This window comes from Mycolicibacterium baixiangningiae (assembly GCF_016313185.1).
In the GTDB taxonomy this organism is placed as follows: domain Bacteria; phylum Actinomycetota; class Actinomycetes; order Mycobacteriales; family Mycobacteriaceae; genus Mycobacterium; species Mycobacterium baixiangningiae.
In genome coordinates this window covers 2,269,240-2,289,236 of sequence record NZ_CP066218.1, presented here as the reverse complement: position 1 = coordinate 2,289,236, position 19,997 = coordinate 2,269,240, and the positions used below count along the sequence as shown (strand labels likewise).

The window sequence follows — 19,997 nt, the reverse complement described above, 5'->3', positions numbered from 1 at the left end:
TCAGTCTAGTGGTCTGGGCGAGCGCGCCTCGTGCACTCGCTCCAGCCGCCCCTCGGTGTAGGAGGCGATCTGATCGATCACCACCCGCAGCCGGGCGCCGTCGTCCTCGGCGGCCGCGAACTCGGGTGCGAACAGCGGGTCGAGGCTGCCCGGTGCCTGCGCCCACAGGATCAGCGCCACCTCGTGGATGCGCGTGCGCTGGTCGGCCTGGACCCGCAGATGGCCGTGGTCGGACATGATGAACTGCAGCGCCAGCATTTTCAGCACGGCCACCTCGGCGCGCACCAGCGTCGGCACCGCCAGCTCGGTGTCGAAGCGCCGGAGCGGGCCGTCACCGGCGACAGACCTGGTGGCGGTGATCGCCGCGTTGGCGAAGCGGCCGACCAGTTCGCTGGTCATCCGCTTGAGCGCGACCGACGCCGTCAGCGTTCCGTCGTACTTGCCCACCTCGGCCACCACCGGCATCTCGGAGAGGCGGTCGGCGGCGGCCAGCAGATCGTCGGGAGCCAGGGTCGGGAAGGCGTCGGCCCCCAGCCGCGCCAGCGAGGCGGCCGCGTCGTCGTCGGCCAGCACCCGCAGGTCGATGCGTCCGGAGACCACCCCGTCCTCGACGTCGTGCACCGAATAGGCGACGTCGTCGGCCCAGTCCATCACCTGGGCCTCCAGGCACGGCCGCTCGGCCGGTGCGCCGTCACGCACCCAGTCGGCGGCGGCCATGTCGTCCCCGCGGAAGCCGCCGTAGAACCCGAACTTGGTCCGGTCGCCGCGTGGCCACGGATACTTCGTCACCGCGTCGAGGGCGGCCCGGGTCAGGTTGAGCCCGGCGCTGCGCCCTCGCGGGTCAAGCACTTTGGGCTCCAGGCGGGTGAGGATGCGGAAGTTCTGCGCGTTGCCCTCGAAGCCGCCGAAGGCGTTGGCGATCTCGTTGAGCGCGCGTTCGCCGTTGTGCCCGTAGGGCGGATGGCCGATGTCGTGGGCGAGCCCGGCCAGGTCGACAAGGTCGGGGTCGCAGCCCAGGCCGACCGCCATGCCCCGGCCGATCTGGGCGACCTCGAGCGAATGGGTGAGCCGGGTGCGGGGGGTGTCACCCTCGCGCGGGCCGACGACCTGGGTCTTGTCGGCGAGCCGGCGCAGTGCGGCACAGTGCAGCACCCGGGCGCGGTCACGCGCGAAGTCGGTGCGGCGCTCGGTGCCCGTTCCCGGCAGGACAGCGCTCTTCGCCGGTTCGGCCACCCGGCGCTCGTGATCGAACTCGTCGTAGCTGTCCTGCAGTCGTGGTTTCACCGAGGCACAGTCTGCCAGGACCGTCCGCCGGTCTACTCCAGGTCGGGCTGTGCGCGGCACTACATTGACGACCATGCGCCTCACGCGACTGCTCGCCCCGCTGGCCACGCTGATGACGGCGGGCGTCCTGCTCGCGCCGGTCACCGCCGCGGAGCCGCCGTTCCGGCTGCCCGGGTACGTCACCGATCAGGCCGGTGCGTTGTCCGCGGCGCAGCGGGGCCAGGTCCAATCGGCGGTGGATCGCCTCTACGACGACCGCAAGATCCGGCTGTGGGTGGTGTTCGTCGACGACTTCTCCGGTCAGGGTGCGGTCAACTGGGCGCGCAGCACCATGCAGATCAGCGATCTGGGTAGCTACGACGCGCTGTTGGCCGTGGCGACCGTCGACCGGGCCTACGCACTGCAGGTCCCCCCCTCGGTGTCGGACCTGACCGCCGCGGAGGTCGACGAGGTGCGTCGCGACGAGGTGGAACCCGCGCTGCGGAGCGGCGACTGGGCGGCCGGCGCAGTGGCGGCCGCCGACGGACTGAACAACGCGGCCGCGCCCGGCGGCGGGATCGCCTGGGGCGGGCTGCTGATCGCCCTGGGTGTCATCGCCGTCGGCGTGCTCCTGCTCTGGGTGTGGGCGCAGCGACGGCGCCGCAAGCGCCGCGCCGCCGAGATCGCCGCGGCGCGACGGGTGGACCCCAGCGATGCGAACGCGTTGGCGTCGGTCTCGCTCGACGCCCTCGACGAACTGTCCAAATCGATCGTGGTCGAGGTCGACAACGCGGTGCGCACCAGCAGCAACGAACTCGCGCTGGCCGTCGAGGAGTTCGGCGACGAGCGCACCGAACCGTTCACCCGCGCGGTCGACAACGCCAAAGAGGCGCTGGCGCAGGCGTTCAGCGTGCGCCACCAGCTCGACGACGCGATCCCCGAGACCCCCACTCAGCGCCGCGAGCTGTTGACCCGCGTGATCGTCTCCGCCGCGAAGGCCGACCGGGAGCTCGACGCGCAGACCGAGGCCTTCGAGACGCTGCGGGAGCTCGTCATCAACGCGCCGTCGCGGCTGGATGGGCTGACCCAGCGGGTCGTCGACATCACCGCCCGCATCGAACCGTCCCAGCAGAAGCTGACCGCGCTGCACGCCGAGTTCGACACTGCCGCTTTGTCGTCGGTGGCGGGCAACGTCGATGCGGCCAGGGAACTGCTGACCTTCGCCGACCAGAACATCACCCGCGGCCGGGAATTGGCCGCCCGGCCGGTGGCCGGTCAGCAGTCCGATCTGGTCGACTCGGTGCGGGCGGCGGAATCCGCGCTGAGCCAAGCCGGTTCGCTGCTCGACGCCGTCGACAGCGCCGCCGGCGACATCCGGCGAGCGGCCGCGCGGCTGCCCGCGGTGATCGAGGACACCCAGTCCGGTATCCGCCAGGCCGGTGAGCTGCTGGCCGGCGGAAACGTGCCGCAGGGCGCACAGCTCGAAACCGCCCGGGACGCCGCGTCGCAGGCTGTCGCCGAGGCGCAGCGGTCCGGCGCCACCGACCCGCTCGGCGCCTTCACCCACCTGACCAAGGCCGATGCCGACCTCGACCGGCTGCTCGCCGCCGTTGAAGAACAACGCGAAGCCGCCGACCGGCTCAACCGCGCGCTCGAGGAGGCGCTGTTCGTGGCCCGGTCACGGGTGCGTTCGGTGTCCGATTTCATCGACACCCGCAGGGGCAGCATCGGACCCGAAGCCAGAACCCGGCTGGCCGAGGCGGTCCGTCAGATCAGCGCCGCGGACGCCAAGCGTTCGACCAACCCGTCCGAGGCGATCGCGCACGCGAACGGGGCGGCGATGCTGGCCGCTCAGGCGCAGCAGCTCGCCAACACCGATGTCCAGTACGCGCAGCAGGCGTACACGGGCCGCTACGGCGGCGGCGGTGGAGGGAACATGGGCGCGATGATCGGCGGGATCCTGATCGGCAACGTCCTCAGCGGCGGGTTCGGTGGCGGCGGCTTCGGCGGTGGCGGCTTCGGGCCGGGATCCTTCGGCGGATCCGGTGGCGGGGGCGGCGGGATGCTCGGCGGCGGCGGCCGGTTCTAGCGTCCCGTTCCTCTGGCGAGCAGGACTAGGCGCCCTTGAGCCGCACCGCGAGGTAGTCGCTGACCGCGTCGATCCCCACGCGGTCCTGCGTCATCGTGTCGCGCTCGCGGATGGTCACGGCGTGGTCGTCGAGCGAGTCGAAATCGACCGTGATGCAGTACGGCGTGCCGATCTCGTCTTGGCGGCGGTAGCGCCTGCCGATCGCGCCGGCATCGTCGAATTCGACGTTCCAGTTCTTGCGCAGCTCCGCGGCCAGGTCACGCGCCTTCGGTGACAGGTCGGCGTGGCGCGACAGCGGCAGCACGGCCGCCTTGACCGGCGACAGCCGCGGGTCGAGGCGCAGCACCGTGCGCTTGTCGACACCCCCCTTGGCGTTGGGCGCCTCGTCCTCGGTGTAGGCGTCGACCAGGAAGGCCATCAGGGACCTGGTCAACCCCGCCGCGGGCTCGATCACGTACGGCGTGAAGCGGCTTTCGGTGGCCTGGTCGTAGAACGACAGGTCGGTGCCGGAGTGCTTCGAATGTGTGGACAGGTCGAAGTCGGTGCGGTTGGCCACCCCCTCGAGCTCACCCCACGGGTTGCCGGCGAAGCCGAATTTGTACTCGATGTCGACCGTGCGATCCGAGTAGTGCGACAGCTTGTCCTTCGGGTGTTCGTAGAGGCGCAGGTTGTCGCGGTCGATCCCGAGGTCGACGTACCACTGCAGCCGGGTGTCGATCCAGTACTGATGCCACTCCTTGGCGGTAGACGGTTCGACGAAGAACTCCATCTCCATCTGCTCGAACTCGCGGGTGCGGAAGATGAAGTTGCCGGGCGTGATCTCGTTGCGGAAGCTCTTGCCGATCTGGCCGATTCCGAACGGCGGCTTCTTGCGTGCCGTGGTCACCACGTTCGCGAAGTTGACGAAGATGCCCTGCGCGGTCTCGGGGCGCAGGTAGTGCAACCCCTCCTCGGTCTCGATCGGGCCGAGGTAGGTCTTGAGCATCATGTTGAAGTCGCGCGGTTCGGTCCACTGGCCCTTGGTGCCGCAGTCCGGGCAGGTGATGTCGCTCATCGGCACGGAGTCCGGGTCGCTGACACCTTTCTTCTCCGCGTACGCCTCCTGCATGTGGTCCTGCCGTTGCCGCTTGTGACAGTTCAGGCATTCGACGAGCGGGTCGTTGAACACCTCGACATGCCCGGAGGCCACCCACACCTGGCGCGGCAGGATGATCGCGCTGTCGAGGCCCACGACGTCGTCACGGCCGGTGACCACCGACCGCCACCACTGACGCTTGATGTTCTCCTTGAGTTCCACCCCGAGCGGCCCGTAGTCCCACGCCGACTTCGTGCCGCCGTAGATCTCGCCGGATTGGAAGACCAGTCCACGGCGTTTCGCCAGGTTCGCAACGGTGTCGATGATGGATGCCACGGTGCAACAGCGTAGTGGGCTGCCGAACGCGGCCACCGCACCGCGTCGGCAGCCGTTGACATGCAGATCGATGCATGTATGGTGGCTGCCATAATGAAAATCGTTTCCACCACCGCGGAATCGGAATCCGCCCACCAGCACGGCTCGTCACCGCTGCCGGAGCTGCCGGCGCGCGAGGTCCTCGACACCGCCGGTGAGCTGCTGCGGGCGCTGGCCGCGCCGGTGCGCATCGCTATCGTGTTGCAGCTGCAGCATTCTGCGCGCTGCGTGCATGAGCTCGTCGATGTGCTGGGCGTACCGCAACCCCTGGTCAGCCAGCACCTGCGGATCCTGAAGCAGGCCGGCGTGGTGGCCAGCGAGCGGTCGGGCCGCGAGGTGCTCTACCGGCTCGTCGACGCGCATCTGGTGCACATCGTCACCGACGCCGTCGCACACGCCGGTGAGGACACCCGGTGAGCCCGGCCCAGGTTCGCTCCACCAGGCAGCGGGCCGCGATCGCCCAACTGCTCGACCGACTCGACGAATTCCGCTCAGCCCAGGAACTGCACGATGCGCTGAAACAGCGCGGGGAGGGCATCGGGCTGACGACGGTGTACCGCACCCTGCAGTCGATGGCGGAAGCCGGCCTGGTCGACACCCTGCGCACCGATACCGGCGAGTCGGTGTACCGACGCTGCTCGACCGACCACCACCATCACCTGGTGTGCCGGGCGTGTGGTGCCACCGTCGAGATCCAGGGCGGACAGGTGGAGACGTGGGCCGCCGAAGTCGCCCGCGAACACGGGTTCTCCGAGGTCAGCCACACCATCGAGATCTTCGGGGTGTGCGGCGACTGCGCGGCCGGGTCAGGACGTTAGCGCGCGACGGATGTCGGCGCCGGCGCCGAGCACCAGCAGGATCAGCGTGCGCAGCGCCTCATCGGAGAGGCCGGCGGCCGGAAAGTTGTAGCGCAGCAACACATCCGCAGCCTTCTTGGAGTTGCGCTTGGCGCCTGCCGCGATCTCGCTGGAGCCGCTCTTGGTGGCCAGCGACACCGTTCCCAGCAGCGTGCCGTGCGCATGGTCGGCGACCGCGGTGCGCAGCTTGGCGTCCAGCGGGAGATCCCACGCCAGGATCTGGGTGAGCGATACCAGCTCGAGGCCTTCGGCGATCATGACCACCCGCAGCGAGGCGATGGTCCCGTCGTGGCGCACGGTGAGCGCGCCGTCGGCTTCGCGGGTCACCGCGTCGACGAACCCGTCGAGGACCGCCGCCAGCCGCGGCTCCATGTCCGTCATTCGGCTCTGCCGATCAGGCCTATCATTCGGCTCTGCCGCTCAGGCTTATCATTCGGCTCTGCCGAAGCGCCGGTTGCGGCTCACGTACTCCTCGCACGCCGCCCACAGGTCACGCCGGTCGTAGTCCGGCCACAGCTTGTCCTGGAAGACGTATTCGGCGTAGGCCGACTGCCACAGCAGAAAGTTGCTCGCCCGCTGCTCCCCCGACGTCCGGATGAACAGGTCCACATCGGGGATGTCGGGCCGGTGCAGGTGTTTGGCGAACGCCGCCTCGCTGATCCGGCTCGGGTTCACCGTGCCGTCGACGGCCTCCTGCGCGAGCTGACGCGCAGCCTCGACGATCTCGGTCCGCCCGCCGTAGTTGACGCAGTAGTTGATGGTGATGACGTCGTTGTCGACCGTCATCTCCTCGGCGATGTCGAATTCCTTGCTCACGCTGCGCCACATCCGCGGCCGGGACCCGACCCAGCGCATGCGCACGCCCATGTCGTTGAGGTTCTCGCGGCGGCGCTTGACCACCTCGCGGTTGAACCCCATCAGGAAGCGCACCTCTTCGGTGCTGCGTTTCCAGTTCTCGGTGGAGAATGCGTACACCGTCAGGTGTTTGATGCCGATCTCGATGGCCCCGCAGGTGATGTCGATGAGCACGGCCTCGCCCATCTTGTGACCCTCGGTGCGGCCGAGCCCGCGCTGGGTGGCCCAGCGGCCGTTACCGTCCATCACCACCGCGACGTGCTGGGGTACCTGATCGGCGGGAATCTTGGGTGCGGCGGCCTTACTGGTGTGCTGCGGCGGACGGGCGAACCTGCCATTGGTGTTGCGTGGCAGGTCGGGAAAAACTACCGGCCACGACGACTTGTCGGGGAAGGTCGGATAGTCGTCGGCAGGTGGGTCGAGCTGCGGGAATTGCGACTTCTTGCGCTCAGCTCCCCGCCGCGAGCTGGTCACCCGGTTCGTCACCACGGTGCACATCCTGCCGCAACAGCGAAACCCGGTGCTCAGCGACCACATGATCGACCCGGTAGACGCGCTCCACCAGCGGCAATGTCCGTAACTGCCGTTCCAGGTGCCACTGCAGATGGGCGGCCACCAGTCCGCTGGCCTGGCTGCGGTGCGACGACGGGGACGCCTCGGCGGCCGGCCAGTCGCCGTCGTGCAGCGCCGTCATCAGGTCCAGCACACCCTGCGGCGGAGTCACCGACCCCGATGGCCGGCAGTGCACACACACGCTGCCACCTGCCGCGACGTGGAACGCCCGGTGCGGGCCGGGGGTGGCGCAGCGGGCGCATTCGGTCAGTGCCGGCGCCCAGCCCGCGATTCCCATGGCACGCAACAGGTACGCGTCGAGCACCAGTTCGCGGGGGCGGTTGCCGTCGGCGACCGCGCGCAGCGCGCCGACGGTCAACCGGTGCAGGGCAGGCATCGGGGCGCGCTCCTCACCGGCGAGGCGCTCGGCGGTCTCGAGCACCGCGCAGGCCGACGTGTAGCGGCCGTAGTCGCTGACGATGTCGGAGGCGAACGCATCGATCGCCTGTACCTGCGTGACGATGTCGAGGTTGCGGCCCGGATGTAGTTGGACGTCGATGTGGGCGAACGGTTCCAGCCGTGCACCGAACTTGCTGCGGGTACGGCGCACCCCTTTGGCGACCGCGCGGACCAGGCCGTGGTCACGGGTCAGCAGAGTGACGATCCGGTCGGCTTCGCCCAGCTTGTGTTGGCGCAGCACGACCGCGCGGTCCCGGTACAGCCGCATTCGTAGAGTCTCTCACCGCACTGTGACAGAGGTCGGTAAGCACGCCGATTACTCTCGGCAGTGATGCTCGACTCGCCCGTCTCCCGCCCGCCCCGCACCGCCTTCCCGACCCTGACCGACCAGCTGTATCAGTTGGCCAGTGGTGCGGTCACCTCGGTCGACCTGGTTGGTCGATCGCTGGATGCCATCACCGCCAGCCAGCCCTCCCTCAACGCCTTTCGGGTGGTGCTGACCGAGCAGGCCCGGACCGACGCCGCGCGAGCCGACCGCGTGCGCGCCGCCGGTGGGCAGCAGCCGCTGCTCGGCATCCCCATCGCCGTCAAGGACGACGTGGACATCGCCGGGGTACCCACCCGCTTCGGCGCCGACGGCGCCGTACACCCGGCGCGGGAGGACTCCGAGGCGGTGCGCCGACTGCGGGCCGCCGGTGCGGTCATCGTCGGCAAGACCAATACATGCGAACTCGGTCAGTGGCCCTTCACCACTGGGCCGGCGTTCGGCCACACCCGCAATCCGTGGTCGCGCGACCACACTCCCGGCGGCTCGTCGGGCGGTAGTGCCGCAGCCGTGGCGGCCGGCCTGGTGACCGCGGCGATCGGCTCCGACGGCGCGGGCAGCGTGCGCATTCCCGCGGCCTGGTGCCATCTGGTCGGCATCAAACCGCAGCGCGGCCGCATCTCCACCTGGCCGCTGCCGGAAGCGTTCAACGGCATCACCGTCAACGGCGTGCTGGCGCGTACCGTCACCGACGCCGCACTCGTACTCGACGCGGCGTCGGGCAATGCACCCGGGGACCTGCACCGGCCCGCACCGGTCCAGGTGTCGGACTATGTCGCACGCGCACCAGGCACGCTGCGGGTCGCGATGTCGACGAAGTTCCCGTTCACGGTGTTCCGGGCGAAACTGCACCCCGAGATCCGCGCCGCGATGCACACCGTCGCCGGCCAACTGCGCGAACTCGGCCACACCGTCCGGCCCCTCAACCCCGACTACACCGTCGGGATGTCGTGGAACTTCTTGTCGCGCTCCACATCCGGGTTGCTGGACTGGGTCGAGCGGCTCGGCCCCGGCGTGGAGTTGGACAAGCGCACGAAGGCGAACCTGCGCACCGGCCGGCTGCTGTCCGAACACGTTCTACGCAAGGCGCGGGCCCGGGAGGCCGCGGCGCATCAGCGAATCGGGTGGATCTTCAACATCGCCGACGTGGTGCTGGCACCGACCACCGCCCTACCCGCACCGCCCGTCGATGCCTTCGACCGGCGCGGAGGGCTTTCCACCGACCGCGCGATGATCAAGGCCTGCCCGGTGACCTGGCCGTGGAATCTGCTGGGCTGGCCGTCGATCAACGTGCCCGCCGGCTTCACGAAAGAAGGCCTTCCGATCGGCGTCCAGCTGATGGGCCCGGAGGCCAGCGAGCCCCTGCTGATCTCGCTGGCCGCCGAACTCGAGGCGATCAACGGGTGGGCGACGCGCCAACCTCCGGCGTGGTGGACCACGTCGTCCTGACCCCCCGGCTCCTCTGAGGGGCCGATGAGAGGGAAACACCCGATTTGTCGTGCCGACGCCGGGCTTAGCGTTACCTCACCGGTAGATCAACAACGCGACCAAATGAGGTAGTGCACACGCTGACCCGTCGCCTCACACGCCTTTAGCGTCTGGTCCGCAACGAGTTTCGCCTCGACACCTTGAAAGGACCACTGATGTTCACAGCACAAGCGATACGCTTCCTGCCGCTGTCGGCCGCCGCCATCGCCATGGTTGCGCTGGCGCCTGCCCCGACGGTCTCGGCGCAGCCGTACGGGCCCGACACCTGTATCAACGGATTCGTCTGGCGCGAGGCGGCGCCCGGCGACAACGTCTGCGTCACCCCCGCGGTGCGCGATGCCACCGCAGCACAGAACGGCCAGTCCATCGCCAATCGCGATCCCAACGGCGCCTACGGATCCAACAGTTGCAAACAGGGCTTCGTCTGGCGGGAGGCCTTCGACGGCGACGTCGTGTGCGTGACACCGGACATCCGCGCGGCCACCAAGGCCGACAACGCCCAAGCGGCCTCACGCAAGGTGGCCAATCAACCCGCGCCCGCTCCGGCCGCTCCGGCCCCGCCGCCCGCGCAGCACCCGTTGTGCGGAACCGAACTGCCCATCATCGGACAGTTCCCGTGCCACTAGCGATCAGCGCATAGGCACGTCGATCAGCTAAAAGCCCAGGCGCCCAAGCTGTTTGGGGTCTCGCTGCCAGTTCTTGGCGATCTTTACCCGGAGGTCGAGGTAGACCTTTGTGCCGAGGAGCTTCTCGATCTGCGCACGCGCGGCCGTGCCGACTTCACGCAGCCGTGCACCGCCCTTGCCGATCACGATGCCCTTCTGACTGTCCCGCTCGACGTAGAGGATGGCGTGCACATCGATCAGGTCGTCACGACCCTCGCGCGGAGTCACCTCGTCGATGACCACCGCGAGTGAGTGCGGCAGTTCATCGCGCACACCTTCGAGAGCGGCCTCGCGGATGAGTTCGGCCATCAGTGTTTCCTCGGGTTCATCGGTCAGTTCGCCGTCGGGGTAGAAGGCCGGCCCGGGCGGTAGCTTCCCGGCGAGCACATCGGTCAGCACGTCGAGTTGTTCCCCGGTGGTCGCCGACACGGGGACGATCTCGGCGTCTTCGCCCACCAGTTCACTGACCGCCATCAGCTGGGCGGCGACCCGGTCCTTGGGCACCTTGTCGATCTTGGTGACGAGCGCGACCAGCGTGGTCCTCGGCGCGACGGCCCGAATCTGCTCGTGGATCCACCGGTCCCCCGGCCCGATGGGCTCGTCGGCGGGGATGCACAGGCAGATCACGTCGACCTCGGAGTAGGTGTTCTTCACCAGGTCGTTGAGCCGCTGACCGAGCAGGGTCCGCGGCCGGTGCAGCCCCGGGGTGTCGACCAGGATGATCTGGAAGTCCTCGCGGTGCACGATGCCGCGGATGGTGTGCCGGGTGGTCTGCGGCCGGTTCGACGTGATCGCCACCTTGGCGCCGACGAGCGCGTTGGTCAGCGTTGACTTGCCGGTGTTCGGCCTGCCGACGAAACACACGAAGCCGGAACGGAATTCGCTCACGCGACCACCGTCCCGGCACGGTCGGTGAGGATCACCGCGGCACCGGCGGACAACTCACGCACGGCGGCCACTCCCGCATCGTCGGCTGAGCCGCCGACCAGCACCGCCGCCTCGAATCCCGCGGCGCCGCTCGACACCGCCGCGGCCACCGCGGCCTGCAGCGCGGTGAGCGGCAGCGCGGTCAGCCCGACGGGGGCACCTGCATAGGTACGACCGTCGAGGTCGCGGACCGCCGCGCCGCTGGCTGCCTCGGCACGCGCCATGGCGCCGCGAGCCAGCACCACGAGTTTGTCGTCCTCGGGGTCGAGTTCAGTCACCGCGCTCCTCGCGTTCGTTCTCGTCGTCGGGTTCGGGTTCGGTGGGGCTGACCAGGACGGTGCCGATCCGCACCCGGCCGCGATGGTCGGGGCCGCCCTCGGCCTTGAGGCGCAACCCGTCCCAGGTGACCTCCGCCCCGGGTAGCGGCACGCGGCCGAGTTCGAAGGCGACCAGGCCGCCGACGGTGTCGACGTCGAGATCTTCGGCGAACTCGATGTCATAGAGCTCGCCGAGATCCTCGATCGGCAGCCGCGCAGACACCCGGTACTCCCGGTTGCCCAGTTCCTCGACGGGCGCCACCTCGTCGGTGTCGTACTCGTCGGCGATCTCGCCCACGATCTCCTCGAGCACGTCTTCGATCGTCACCAGCCCGGCGATCGCGCCGTACTCGTCGACCAGCAACGCCATGTGGTAGCGGTCGCGCTGCATCTCCCGCAGGAGTTCGTCGAGCGGTTTGGAGTCCGGTACGAACACCGCGGGGCGCATCACCTGCACGACGGTGGTGTCACGGCCGCCGTTGACCGAGTAGTACGTCTGCTGGACAAGGTCTTTGAGGTACACCACCCCGACGACGTCGTCGACGTTCTCCCCGATGACCGGGATGCGGGAGTGCCCGCTGCGCACCGCGAGTGAGGTGGCTTGGCCGGCCGTTTTGTCACTTTCGATCCACACCATCTCGGTGCGCGGCACCATCACCTCGCGCGCGGCGGTGTCGCCGAGTTCGAAGACCGACTGGATCATCCGGCGCTCGTCGTCGGCCACCACCCCACGCTGCTGCGCGAGGTCGACGACCTCCCGCAGTTCGATCTCCGAGGCGAACGGACCGTTGCGGAACCCGCGACCCGGGGTGAGGGCGTTTCCGATCAACACCAGCAGGCGGCTGATCGGGGTGAGCAACGTCGAGATCGCCTGCATCGGTAGGGCGGTGTACAAAGCGATGGGATAGGCGTTCTGCCGCCCGATGGTGCGCGGCCCGACGCCGACGGCGACGAAGCTGGCGACCACCATGATGCCCGCGGCCGCGGTCAACCCCCAGCTCACGCCGAGGTGGCCGTCGAGGTAGGCGACCAGCAGCACCGTGGCGGTCACCTCGCAGGTGATCCGCAGCAGCACGATGAGGTTGATGTAGCGGGGCCGCTCGTTCATCACCCGCGACAACCGCACGGCGCCTGGACGTTCGTCGCGCACGAGTTCTTCGACGCGGGCCATCGACACCGTGCTCAGGGCGGCGTCGATCGCCGCGAACAGACCGCCGAATGCGACGAGTGCGATGGCGCCGATCAGCTGGGGAAGTCCGCTCATTCGTCGAAGTACCGGGACTTGTCCAGCAGCCGCCGGTCCCGTTCGGTCTGACGGTCGAGGTGATATGCCTCGACCTGGTCGGCCACCCATTCGCCGAGCAGTTCACGTTGCAACGCGAACATCTCTTTCTCCTCGTCGGGTTCGGCGTGGTCGTAGCCCAGCAGGTGCAGTACGCCGTGCACGGTCAGCAGCGCCAGTTCGTGGCCCATCGAATGGCCCGCGGTCTCCGCCTGTTTCGCGGCGAACTCGGGGCACAACACGATGTCACCGAGCATCGCGGGACCCGGTTCCGGCGCGTCGGGGCGCCCGCCGGGTTCGAGCTCGTCCATCGGGAAGCTCATCACGTCGGTGGGCCCGGGCAGGTCCATCCAACGCATGTGCAGGTCGGCCATCGCCGACGTGTCGAGCAGCACCATCGACAACTCGGCGGCGGGGTTGACGTTCATCTTGTCGATGACGAATCGGGCGACGCTGATCAACTCCTCTTCGGAGACGTCGATGCCCGATTCGTTGGACACCTCGATACTCATGCCGCGCTACCGCCGCGGCCGGCCGCTGGACGCACGCCGCTGGGCCCGGTTGAGCTGTTCGGGCTCCTCGAATCTGGCGTAGGCGTCGACGATTTCGGACACCAGCCGGTGTCTGACCACGTCGGCACTGGTGAGTTCGGCGAAGCTGATGTCACCGATGTTGTCCAGGATCCGCATCGCCGCCCGAAGCCCCGACTCGGCACCGCCGGACAGGTCCATCTGGGTGATATCACCGGTGACGACCATCTTCGAACCGAAGCCCAGCCGGGTGAGGAACATCTTCATCTGTTCCTCGGTGGTGTTCTGCGCCTCGTCGAGAATGATGAACGCATCGTTAAGGCTTCTGCCCCGCATGTACGCCAGCGGCGCCACCTCGATCACCCCGGCGCTCATCAGCTTCGGGATCAGCTCGGGGTCCATCATGTCGTGCAGCGCGTCGTAGAGCGGCCGCAGATAGGGGTCGATCTTCTCGCTCAGCGTCCCGGGCAGGAAGCCGAGGCGCTCACCGGCCTCCACCGCGGGGCGGGTGAGGATGATGCGGCTGACCTGCTTGGTCTGCAGCGCGCTGACCGCCTTCGCCATCGCGAGATAGGTCTTGCCGGTGCCGGCGGGACCGATCCCGAACACGATGGTGTGCTTGTCGATCGCGTCGACGTAGTGCTTCTGGTTGAGCGTCTTCGGCCGGATCGTCTTGCCACGCCGCGACAGGATGTCGAGCGTCAGCACCTCTGCCGGGGACTCGTTGCCGGTGCCGGTGAGCATCGCGACACTGCGCCGGATCGTGTCCGGTTTCAGCGCCTGGCCACCCGAGACGATGGCGACCAGTTCGGAGACCACGCGCTCGGCGAGGGCGACGTCGGCGGGTACACCGGTCAGGGTGAGCGCGTTGCCGCGCACATGGACGTCAGCCGCCAGTAACTGCTCGAGCGCGCGCAGGTTCTCGTCGGCCGAGCCGAGCAGGCCCATGACGAGGTCGGGCGGCACGTCAATCCTGCTGCTGCTGCTGCTGATGCGTACCGGGGTGCCGGTGCTGGAGGAGCCCGTCGAGTGGGCCGGCGAAGACCCGGACGAGTCAGCGTTCGTTTCGCGGGGCGTCACGTGCTGCTTTCTGCCTGCTTTCTGTGTTCACTTCGGCGTGCTCTTCGGCCCGACGGCCATGTTGTTGCTAATCCCAGTCTACCGCCGGGTACGACACCGCCCCAATGGTTAACCTGGTGAGCGCCGATGACCCCTCGACCCCGTGCCGCAGCGAGCGCGTGGATCCTCGGCGCGGCGGCATATCTGACCGCCGAGGCGTCCGCCGCCGCCGCATTCCGGCCGACCTACAGCTACGCCCGCGACTACATCAGCGACCTGGGCGTGCCCGGCCAACCGCTCGCGGCCCTGATGAACGTGGCATTCGCCGCCCAGGGGTGCCTCTTCCTTCTGGGCGCGGTGCTGGCGGCGGGCCGGCGTCACCACCGCCCACTACTGGCGTTCGCGGCGGCCAATGCCGTCGGCAACCTGCTGGTCGCGACCGTGCACGCGGGCGACGGCGCGCTGCATCTGGTCGGGGCGGCTCTCGCGATCGCCGGGGGCAACGCGGCGGCCATCGCCGGCGCGTCGCTACACCCCGGGGCCCGCTATCGGCTGGTCTCCCGGCTGTTGGGCGTGGCCGGACTGGTCAGCCTCACCGCGCTGGTGGTGCAGGCATGGGCCGGCGTCGAGGTGCTGCCCGCACCGGTGTGGGAACGTGCGAGCGTCTACCCCATCCTGGCGTGGCAGCTGTGCGCCGCCACCGCGATGCTGCGCGCCTCACTGCCAGCGCGGCGTCAGCGCGCCTAACGCACCCAGCCCGACGGCCGCCGCGGTCGAGGTGCGCAACACCGTCGGACCCAGTCGCACCGCCACCGCCCCCGCCGCCGTCAGCGCGTCGACCTCGTCGTCGGCGATACCACCCTCGGGCCCGACGATCAGCATCAGCGACGTCGTCCCCGCCAGCGACAACCCGGTGAGCGGTCCGGTCGCGGATTCGTGCAGCACCAGCGCCGTCGCACCACCGGCGACCTCAGAGGTCACCCGCCGCACCAACTCGGCCGTCGTCACCACCCCGTCGACGGGTGGAATGTGGGCGCGCCGCGACTGGCGGGCCGCCGACCGGGCCACCGCGCTCCAGCGCCGCACACCCTTCTCGACCTTGGCGCCGTCCCAGCGCGCTACGCAGCGCGCGGCCTGCCACGCCACCACCGCGTCCGCCCCGGCCTCGGTGGCCAGCTCGACCGCGAGTTCGGAACGGTCGGATTTGGGGATCGCCTGGACGACGGTGACGGCGGGGTGAGGCGGCGCGACGATCCGGCGCTCCAGCACCCGTGCGGTCAGCCGGCCTTTGCCGACCTCCTCGACGAGACAGTGCGCCACGGCACCCGCGCCGTCACCGAGGTCGAGGTGCTCACCGGGCCTGGTGCGCCGCACGTTGGCGGCGTGAAAGCCCTCGTCACCGTCGAGGAGTGCCAGCTGTCCCGGCTCGGGAACCGCGTCGATGTAGAAAAGCGGCCGACTCAAGGTCAGCGGCCGGTGAACGTCTCGCGCAGTCGGCTGAACAGGCCTCCGGCGTTCGACGACGCGGGCGAGCTGCTGGTGCGTACCTCGGCGACATCGCGGTCGCGATGCTCCTTGAGCTGGCGCAGCAGCTCGATGTCGGTGTGGTCGAGCCGGGACGGCACCACCACGTCGATGTGGGCGTGCAGATCGCCACGCACACCTGACCGCAGGTGCGGCATTCCGTGCCCGCGCATCGTCGTCACCGCACCGGGCTGGGTACCGGCCGCGACGGTCAGTTCGATCGGGCCGCCGAGGATGTCCTCGACGCTGACCGTGGTGCCCAGTGCGGCGTCGACCATCGGCACCGACACCGTGCAGTGCAGGTCGTCGCCGTCGCGGACGAAGACGTCGTGCGGCTTCTCGTGAACCTCGACGTAGAGGTCACCCGCAGGACCGCCACCGGGCCCGACCTCACCCTGGGCGGCCAGCCGCACACGCATCCCGTCACCGACCCCGGCCGGGATCTTGACGCTGATCTCGCGCCGGGCGCGCACACGGCCGTCGCCGCCGCAGCGGTGGCACGGGTCGGGGATCACTTCGCCGACGCCACCGCACACCGGGCACGGCCGCGTCGTCATCACCTGACCCAGCAGGGACCGCTGGACGGTCTGGATCTCGCCGCGGCCGCCGCAGGTGTCACACGCCGTCGGGGTGGAGTCACCGTGGGTGCCCTTGCCGTGGCACAGGTCGCACAGCACGGCGGTGTCGACGGTGACCTGCTTGGTCACACCGGTCGCACATTCGCTCAGGTCGAGACGCATCCGCAGCAGGGAGTCCGAGCCGGGCCGGACCCGCCCGATGGGTCCGCGCGAACCGCCGCCGCCGCCGAAGAACGCCTCGAACACGTCGCCGAGGCCGCCGAATCCCCCGCCGAAGCCGCCCCCATTGGAGGCCGCACTCTCCAGCGGATCACCGCCGAGATCGACGATGCGCCGCTTCTCCGGATCGGACAGCACCTCGTAGGCGGCGCTGATCTCCTTGAACCGGGCCTGCGCCTCCTCGTCGGGATTGACGTCGGGGTGCAGCTCGCGAGCCAGCTTGCGATAGGCGCGTTTGATCTCCTGATCGCTCGCGCCCTTGCTCACCCCGAGCAGGCCGTAATAATCGCGTGCCACGCTTGACCTTTCAGTGCCGGTGCTTCCGGCTGTCAGTGCCGGTGCTACCGGCTGACCAGAATGTTCTTCTTCGCTGTGTTCATCGGGTGCCCAGGACCTCGCCGATGTAGAGAGCAACCGCCGCGACATTAGCGATAGTTCCCGGATAGTCCATTCGAGTGGGGCCCACCACACCCATGCCGCCGTAGACCTTGCCCGAACTGCCGTATGCCGTGGTGACCACCGAGGTGCCGGCCATCTGTTCGGCCTCGGTCTCGTGACCGATCCGGACGGTCACCTTGCCCGCCTCCTGCTGGGCGGCGAGCAACCGCAGCACCACCACCTGCTCCTCGAGCGCTTCGAGGACCGAACGTAACGAGCCGCCGAAGTCGGCAGTGTTGCGGGTCAGATTCGCGGTACCACCCAGCAGCAGCCGCTCCTCGGTGTGCTCGACCAGCGTCTCGACGAGGACCGTCGCCGAGCGTCCGACGGCGTCGGCGAGCCGGTGGGACATCCCTGGAGCCCCGTTGAGGTGCGAGGCCAGGTCCGACACCGCCACCGACGCGGCCGAGAGGCGCTTGGCCTCCAACGCCTGGCCCAGCAGATCGCGCAGGGTCGCCAGCTCGTGTTCGTCGATGGCGTCGCCCAGTTCAACGATGCGCTGGTCGACGCGTCCGGTGTCGGTGATGACCACCAGCAGCAACCGCGCCGGCGTGAGTGCGACCACCTCCAGATGGCGCACCGTGGAGGTAGACAGGGTCGGGTACTGCACGATCGCGACCTGGCGGGTCAGCTGCGCGAGCAGCCGGACCGCGCGGCGCAGCACGTCGTCGAGGTCGACACCGCTTTCGAGGAACTTCAGGATCGCGCGCCGCTCGGCCGACGACAGCGGCTTGACGTCGTCGAGGCGGTCGACGAATTCGCGATAGCCCTTCTCGGTGGGCACCCGTCCGGAGCTGGTGTGCGGCTGGGCGATGTACCCCTCGGCCTCCAATACGGCCATGTCGTTGCGCACCGTCGCGCTGGACACCCCGAGGTTGTGTCGTTCTACCAGCGTCTTGGAACCGATCGGCTCCTTGGTGGAGACGAAGTCGGCAACGATGGCACGCAGCACCTCGAAGCGACGGTCGTCGGCACTACCCATTGTGTTCACCTACCTCTTCACGCGCACCATGGCACAGTTCGTCCTCAGTTTACGGTGCTCAACTGCTGTGTTACCCATCAAGGGCGGTACGCAGGGCGACCGCGCGACCGAGGCTCGGCTAACCTTCGTCGTGAGGGGGCAGAGCAACCGAAGGCGCGTCGATGATCTTCAAGGGTGTCCGCGACGGGAAGCCCTACCCCGAACACGGTCTGAGCTATCGGGAATGGTCCCGCATCCCGCCCCGGCAGATCCGCTTGGACGAAATCGTCACCACCACGACGGTGCTCGCGCTGGACCGGCTGCTCTCGGAGGATTCGACCTTCTACGGCGACCTCTTCCCGCACGCGGTGCGGTGGCAGGGCGTGATCTATCTCGAGGACGGGCTGCATCGCGCGGTGCGCTCGGCGCTTCGAAACCGCACGGTGCTGCACGCCCGGCTTTACGACATGGACGTGCCGTACACCCAGCAGATCTGACCGGTTTCTGGCGCGTGGCAAAGTCGTTGTCTGTTCATTGGCAACTATCGGAATAACCAACCGCGTTCCTGAGTTTCTGCTCAGATTGTTCCCAGTGTGGCCTCACCAGCGAAGATGCCGCGTAAGGGTTGACTAAGTTAAGTTAGGCGAACCTATTGATACTTAGGTAATCCTCAGCTAGCGTTTGCGCTCGCCGCAAGCGGCACTCAACGCAGATAAACGAGGAGAATCCGTGCAAGAAGCACTACGCGACGATTTCGGCTGGGACACCGCCGCCGAAGCCACACATTCACCGTCGCGTCGCAACAAGTTCTTGGTCGCCGGTGCGGCCGTGGTCGGCGCCGGCGCGATGGCCGTGACCCCGGTGCAGGTGATGCCGACGCTTCCCGATATCCAGGTGCGTGCGGTCGAACTGTCGGCGGTCGTCGACCCGATCACCCAGTTCGAGCAGAGCATCGCTGCGACGCTCACCAACCTGAACCTGCTGGGTACGAACCTGTCGACGGTGACCGTGCCGGCACTCGGCAACATCCTTCAGGGCAGCCCGGCGCTCGCGCAGGAATTCCTCGAGACGATCGCCTCGGGCGCGGTCAACCCGTTCGGCACCCTGGCCGCACTGCAGGGGGTCTTCGACACCTACGGCCCGATCATCGAGTCGGGCAGCGCGGCTTCCAACACCGCCCTGCTGACGGCCTTGGAGAACCTCCCGACGATCATCGAGAACACGCTGGGCTACCTGCAGACGGGCCAGTTCGTCGAGGCCTTCAGCGAGGTCAACATCTGGTTCCTCGTCCAGCTCCTGGAGCGGCCGTTCGTCCCGCTTCTCCCGACGCTGGGCCTGCCGGCCGATCTGGCCGACGCCCTGGGCGCGGACACCGCAGGCAACGTGCTCGATGCCCTGTTCACCCGCGGTGGCATCAACGGCATCACCAAGGCGGCGCTCTCGCCTATTATCACCGCGACCCTGCAGGGCGCCGTCATCCTCGACGAGGTCCGGGCGGCATACGAGGCCGGCGACACCGCGACCGCGCTGACCGGGCTGGCTTCTCTGCCGGGCTATGTGACCAATGCGTTCTTCAACGGCTTCGTCCCGCCGTTCCCGTCACGCTCGACCTTCCCGGGCGTGTTCAGCGACGGTGGCCCGATCGACTACTTCGCCGTCGATCTCCCCCGCATCATCGGCAACGCGCTCAAGCCTGCGACGGCTCCCGCGCTCCTGCGCACGGAGGATCCCGCGCTGAAGAAGGTGACCTCGCCCGAGGTTGCTCCCGCGGATGACACGGTGACGCTGGACATCCCGGCCAAGGCTGACGCGCCGGTCATCACTCCCGAGGTGACTGACACCACCACCGACGAAATCCTCCCCGTCGTCGAGGAGACCCCGGTCGTCGACGAGGAGGCCGACGAGAAGGTCACCACCCGTCCGAACACCTTCAAGGCGTTCAACGACGGAGTTGCCAAGGCGGTCAACGACACCCGGCTCACCCTGAAGAAGGCGTTCAGCGGTGGCCAGTCCCCGAAGAAGGAGACCCCCAGCGAGTCTGACTCAAAGCCGGAGTCTCCCAAGGCCGACGCCGACAAGGGCGACAGCGACAAGGGCGACAGCGGCTCGAAGGCCGGCGCGGGATCCGCGTCTGCTTCCGAGTAAGCACTCAACGAAGA

21 protein-coding genes are annotated in these 19,997 nt (G+C 68.6%); 8 read left to right on the top strand and 13 right to left on the bottom strand.

The features are described 5' to 3' along the window. Positions 1-1,284, bottom strand: coding sequence for a deoxyguanosinetriphosphate triphosphohydrolase (locus I7X18_RS10705; RefSeq protein WP_193047241.1), 1,284 nt, complete (start codon positions 1,282-1,284; stop codon positions 1-3). Positions 1,285-1,357: 73 nt separating this feature from the next. Here I7X18_RS10705 and I7X18_RS10700 point away from each other — a divergent pair, with 73 nt between their 5' ends. Next, positions 1,358-3,352, top strand: a complete 1,995-nt coding sequence (locus tag I7X18_RS10700) for a TPM domain-containing protein (RefSeq protein ID WP_193047240.1) — start codon at positions 1,358-1,360, stop codon at positions 3,350-3,352. Positions 3,353-3,377: 25 nt separating this feature from the next. Here I7X18_RS10700 and I7X18_RS10695 read toward each other — a convergent pair whose 3' ends face one another. Next, the gene (locus tag I7X18_RS10695) at positions 3,378-4,763 is read right to left on the bottom strand and encodes a glycine--tRNA ligase (RefSeq protein WP_193047239.1); all 1,386 of its coding nucleotides are present in this window, start codon (positions 4,761-4,763) and stop codon (positions 3,378-3,380) included. 93 nt (positions 4,764-4,856) lie between these two features. On the opposite strand from I7X18_RS10695, the gene I7X18_RS10690 reads away from it, so the two are divergent. Then, complete coding sequence (locus tag I7X18_RS10690) at positions 4,857-5,219, top strand: ArsR/SmtB family transcription factor (RefSeq protein WP_193047238.1); 363 nt, start codon at positions 4,857-4,859, stop codon at positions 5,217-5,219. Next, positions 5,216-5,620: a Fur family transcriptional regulator gene (locus I7X18_RS10685; protein WP_193047237.1), complete on the top strand. Its 405-nt coding sequence runs from the start codon at positions 5,216-5,218 to the stop codon at positions 5,618-5,620. Before I7X18_RS10690 ends, I7X18_RS10685 begins: the two co-directional genes overlap by 4 nt. Here I7X18_RS10685 and I7X18_RS10680 read toward each other — a convergent pair. The 3 genes from I7X18_RS10680 to recO are packed head-to-tail and all read right to left on the bottom strand — an operon-like array spanning position 5,609 to position 7,793. Continuing rightward, on the bottom strand, positions 5,609-6,040 hold the full coding sequence (locus I7X18_RS10680; RefSeq protein ID WP_193047236.1) for a hypothetical protein: 432 nt from the start codon (positions 6,038-6,040) through the stop codon (positions 5,609-5,611). The genes I7X18_RS10685 and I7X18_RS10680 overlap by 12 nt on opposite strands. A gap of 48 nt (positions 6,041-6,088) precedes the next feature. Further along, positions 6,089-6,988, bottom strand: coding sequence for a decaprenyl diphosphate synthase (locus I7X18_RS10675; protein WP_193047297.1), 900 nt, complete (start codon positions 6,986-6,988; stop codon positions 6,089-6,091). Continuing rightward, positions 6,963-7,793: a DNA repair protein RecO gene (gene recO / locus I7X18_RS10670; protein WP_193047235.1), complete on the bottom strand. Its 831-nt coding sequence runs from the start codon at positions 7,791-7,793 to the stop codon at positions 6,963-6,965. The genes I7X18_RS10675 and recO overlap by 26 nt, the downstream gene beginning before the upstream one ends. 63 nt (positions 7,794-7,856) lie before the next feature. Between recO and I7X18_RS10665 the strand changes: the two genes are divergently transcribed. Both I7X18_RS10665 and I7X18_RS10660 read left to right on the top strand, forming a co-directional pair. Further along, positions 7,857-9,299 (top strand): amidase, encoded by a 1,443-nt coding sequence (locus I7X18_RS10665; protein WP_193047234.1) that lies wholly within the window; start codon positions 7,857-7,859, stop codon positions 9,297-9,299. 194 nt (positions 9,300-9,493) lie between these two features. Beyond that, positions 9,494-9,964, top strand: a complete 471-nt coding sequence (locus tag I7X18_RS10660) for a hypothetical protein (RefSeq protein ID WP_193047233.1) — start codon at positions 9,494-9,496, stop codon at positions 9,962-9,964. Between the two features lie 27 nt (positions 9,965-9,991). Here the strand turns inward: I7X18_RS10660 and era are convergent, their stop codons facing one another. Genes era through I7X18_RS10635 form a run of 5 tightly spaced genes read right to left on the bottom strand, consistent with a single transcriptional unit; the run spans position 9,992 to position 14,052 of the window. Further along, positions 9,992-10,891 (bottom strand): GTPase Era, encoded by a 900-nt coding sequence (gene era, locus I7X18_RS10655; RefSeq protein WP_193047232.1) that lies wholly within the window; start codon positions 10,889-10,891, stop codon positions 9,992-9,994. Continuing rightward, a complete protein-coding gene (locus I7X18_RS10650) occupies positions 10,888-11,208 on the bottom strand; it encodes a cytidine deaminase-like protein (protein WP_193047231.1) in 321 nt (106 codons plus the stop codon). Before I7X18_RS10650 ends, era begins: the two co-directional genes overlap by 4 nt. Further along, on the bottom strand, positions 11,201-12,511 hold the full coding sequence (locus tag I7X18_RS10645) for a hemolysin family protein (RefSeq protein ID WP_193047230.1): 1,311 nt from the start codon (positions 12,509-12,511) through the stop codon (positions 11,201-11,203). Before I7X18_RS10645 ends, I7X18_RS10650 begins: the two co-directional genes overlap by 8 nt. Further along, complete coding sequence (gene ybeY / locus I7X18_RS10640; RefSeq protein WP_193047229.1) at positions 12,508-13,041, bottom strand: rRNA maturation RNase YbeY; 534 nt, start codon at positions 13,039-13,041, stop codon at positions 12,508-12,510. Before ybeY ends, I7X18_RS10645 begins: the two co-directional genes overlap by 4 nt. 6 nt (positions 13,042-13,047) lie before the next feature. Further along, a complete protein-coding gene (locus I7X18_RS10635; protein WP_232375494.1) occupies positions 13,048-14,052 on the bottom strand; it encodes a PhoH family protein in 1,005 nt (334 codons plus the stop codon). A gap of 213 nt (positions 14,053-14,265) precedes the next feature. On the opposite strand from I7X18_RS10635, the gene I7X18_RS10630 reads away from it, so the two are divergent. Continuing rightward, a complete protein-coding gene (locus I7X18_RS10630) occupies positions 14,266-14,865 on the top strand; it encodes a DUF998 domain-containing protein (RefSeq protein WP_193047227.1) in 600 nt (199 codons plus the stop codon). Here the strand turns inward: I7X18_RS10630 and I7X18_RS10625 are convergent. From I7X18_RS10625 to hrcA, 3 genes are all read right to left on the bottom strand, one after another. Further along, complete coding sequence (locus I7X18_RS10625) at positions 14,836-15,582, bottom strand: 16S rRNA (uracil(1498)-N(3))-methyltransferase (RefSeq protein ID WP_193047226.1); 747 nt, start codon at positions 15,580-15,582, stop codon at positions 14,836-14,838. The genes I7X18_RS10630 and I7X18_RS10625 overlap by 30 nt on opposite strands. Positions 15,583-15,584: 2 nt before the next feature. After that, positions 15,585-16,736, bottom strand: coding sequence for a molecular chaperone DnaJ (gene dnaJ, locus I7X18_RS10620; RefSeq protein ID WP_193047225.1), 1,152 nt, complete (start codon positions 16,734-16,736; stop codon positions 15,585-15,587). 79 nt (positions 16,737-16,815) lie between these two features. Next, a complete protein-coding gene (hrcA, locus tag I7X18_RS10615) occupies positions 16,816-17,859 on the bottom strand; it encodes a heat-inducible transcriptional repressor HrcA (RefSeq protein ID WP_193047224.1) in 1,044 nt (347 codons plus the stop codon). Between the two features lie 161 nt (positions 17,860-18,020). On the opposite strand from hrcA, the gene I7X18_RS10610 reads away from it, so the two are divergent. Both I7X18_RS10610 and I7X18_RS10605 read left to right on the top strand, forming a co-directional pair. After that, entirely contained in the window at positions 18,021-18,335 is a 315-nt protein-coding gene (locus I7X18_RS10610; protein ID WP_193047223.1) for a type II toxin-antitoxin system VapB family antitoxin, read from the top strand. Positions 18,336-18,567: 232 nt separating this feature from the next. Then, the gene (locus tag I7X18_RS10605) at positions 18,568-19,983 is read left to right on the top strand and encodes a hypothetical protein (protein ID WP_226863898.1); all 1,416 of its coding nucleotides are present in this window, start codon (positions 18,568-18,570) and stop codon (positions 19,981-19,983) included. Positions 19,984-19,997 lie beyond the last annotated feature (14 nt).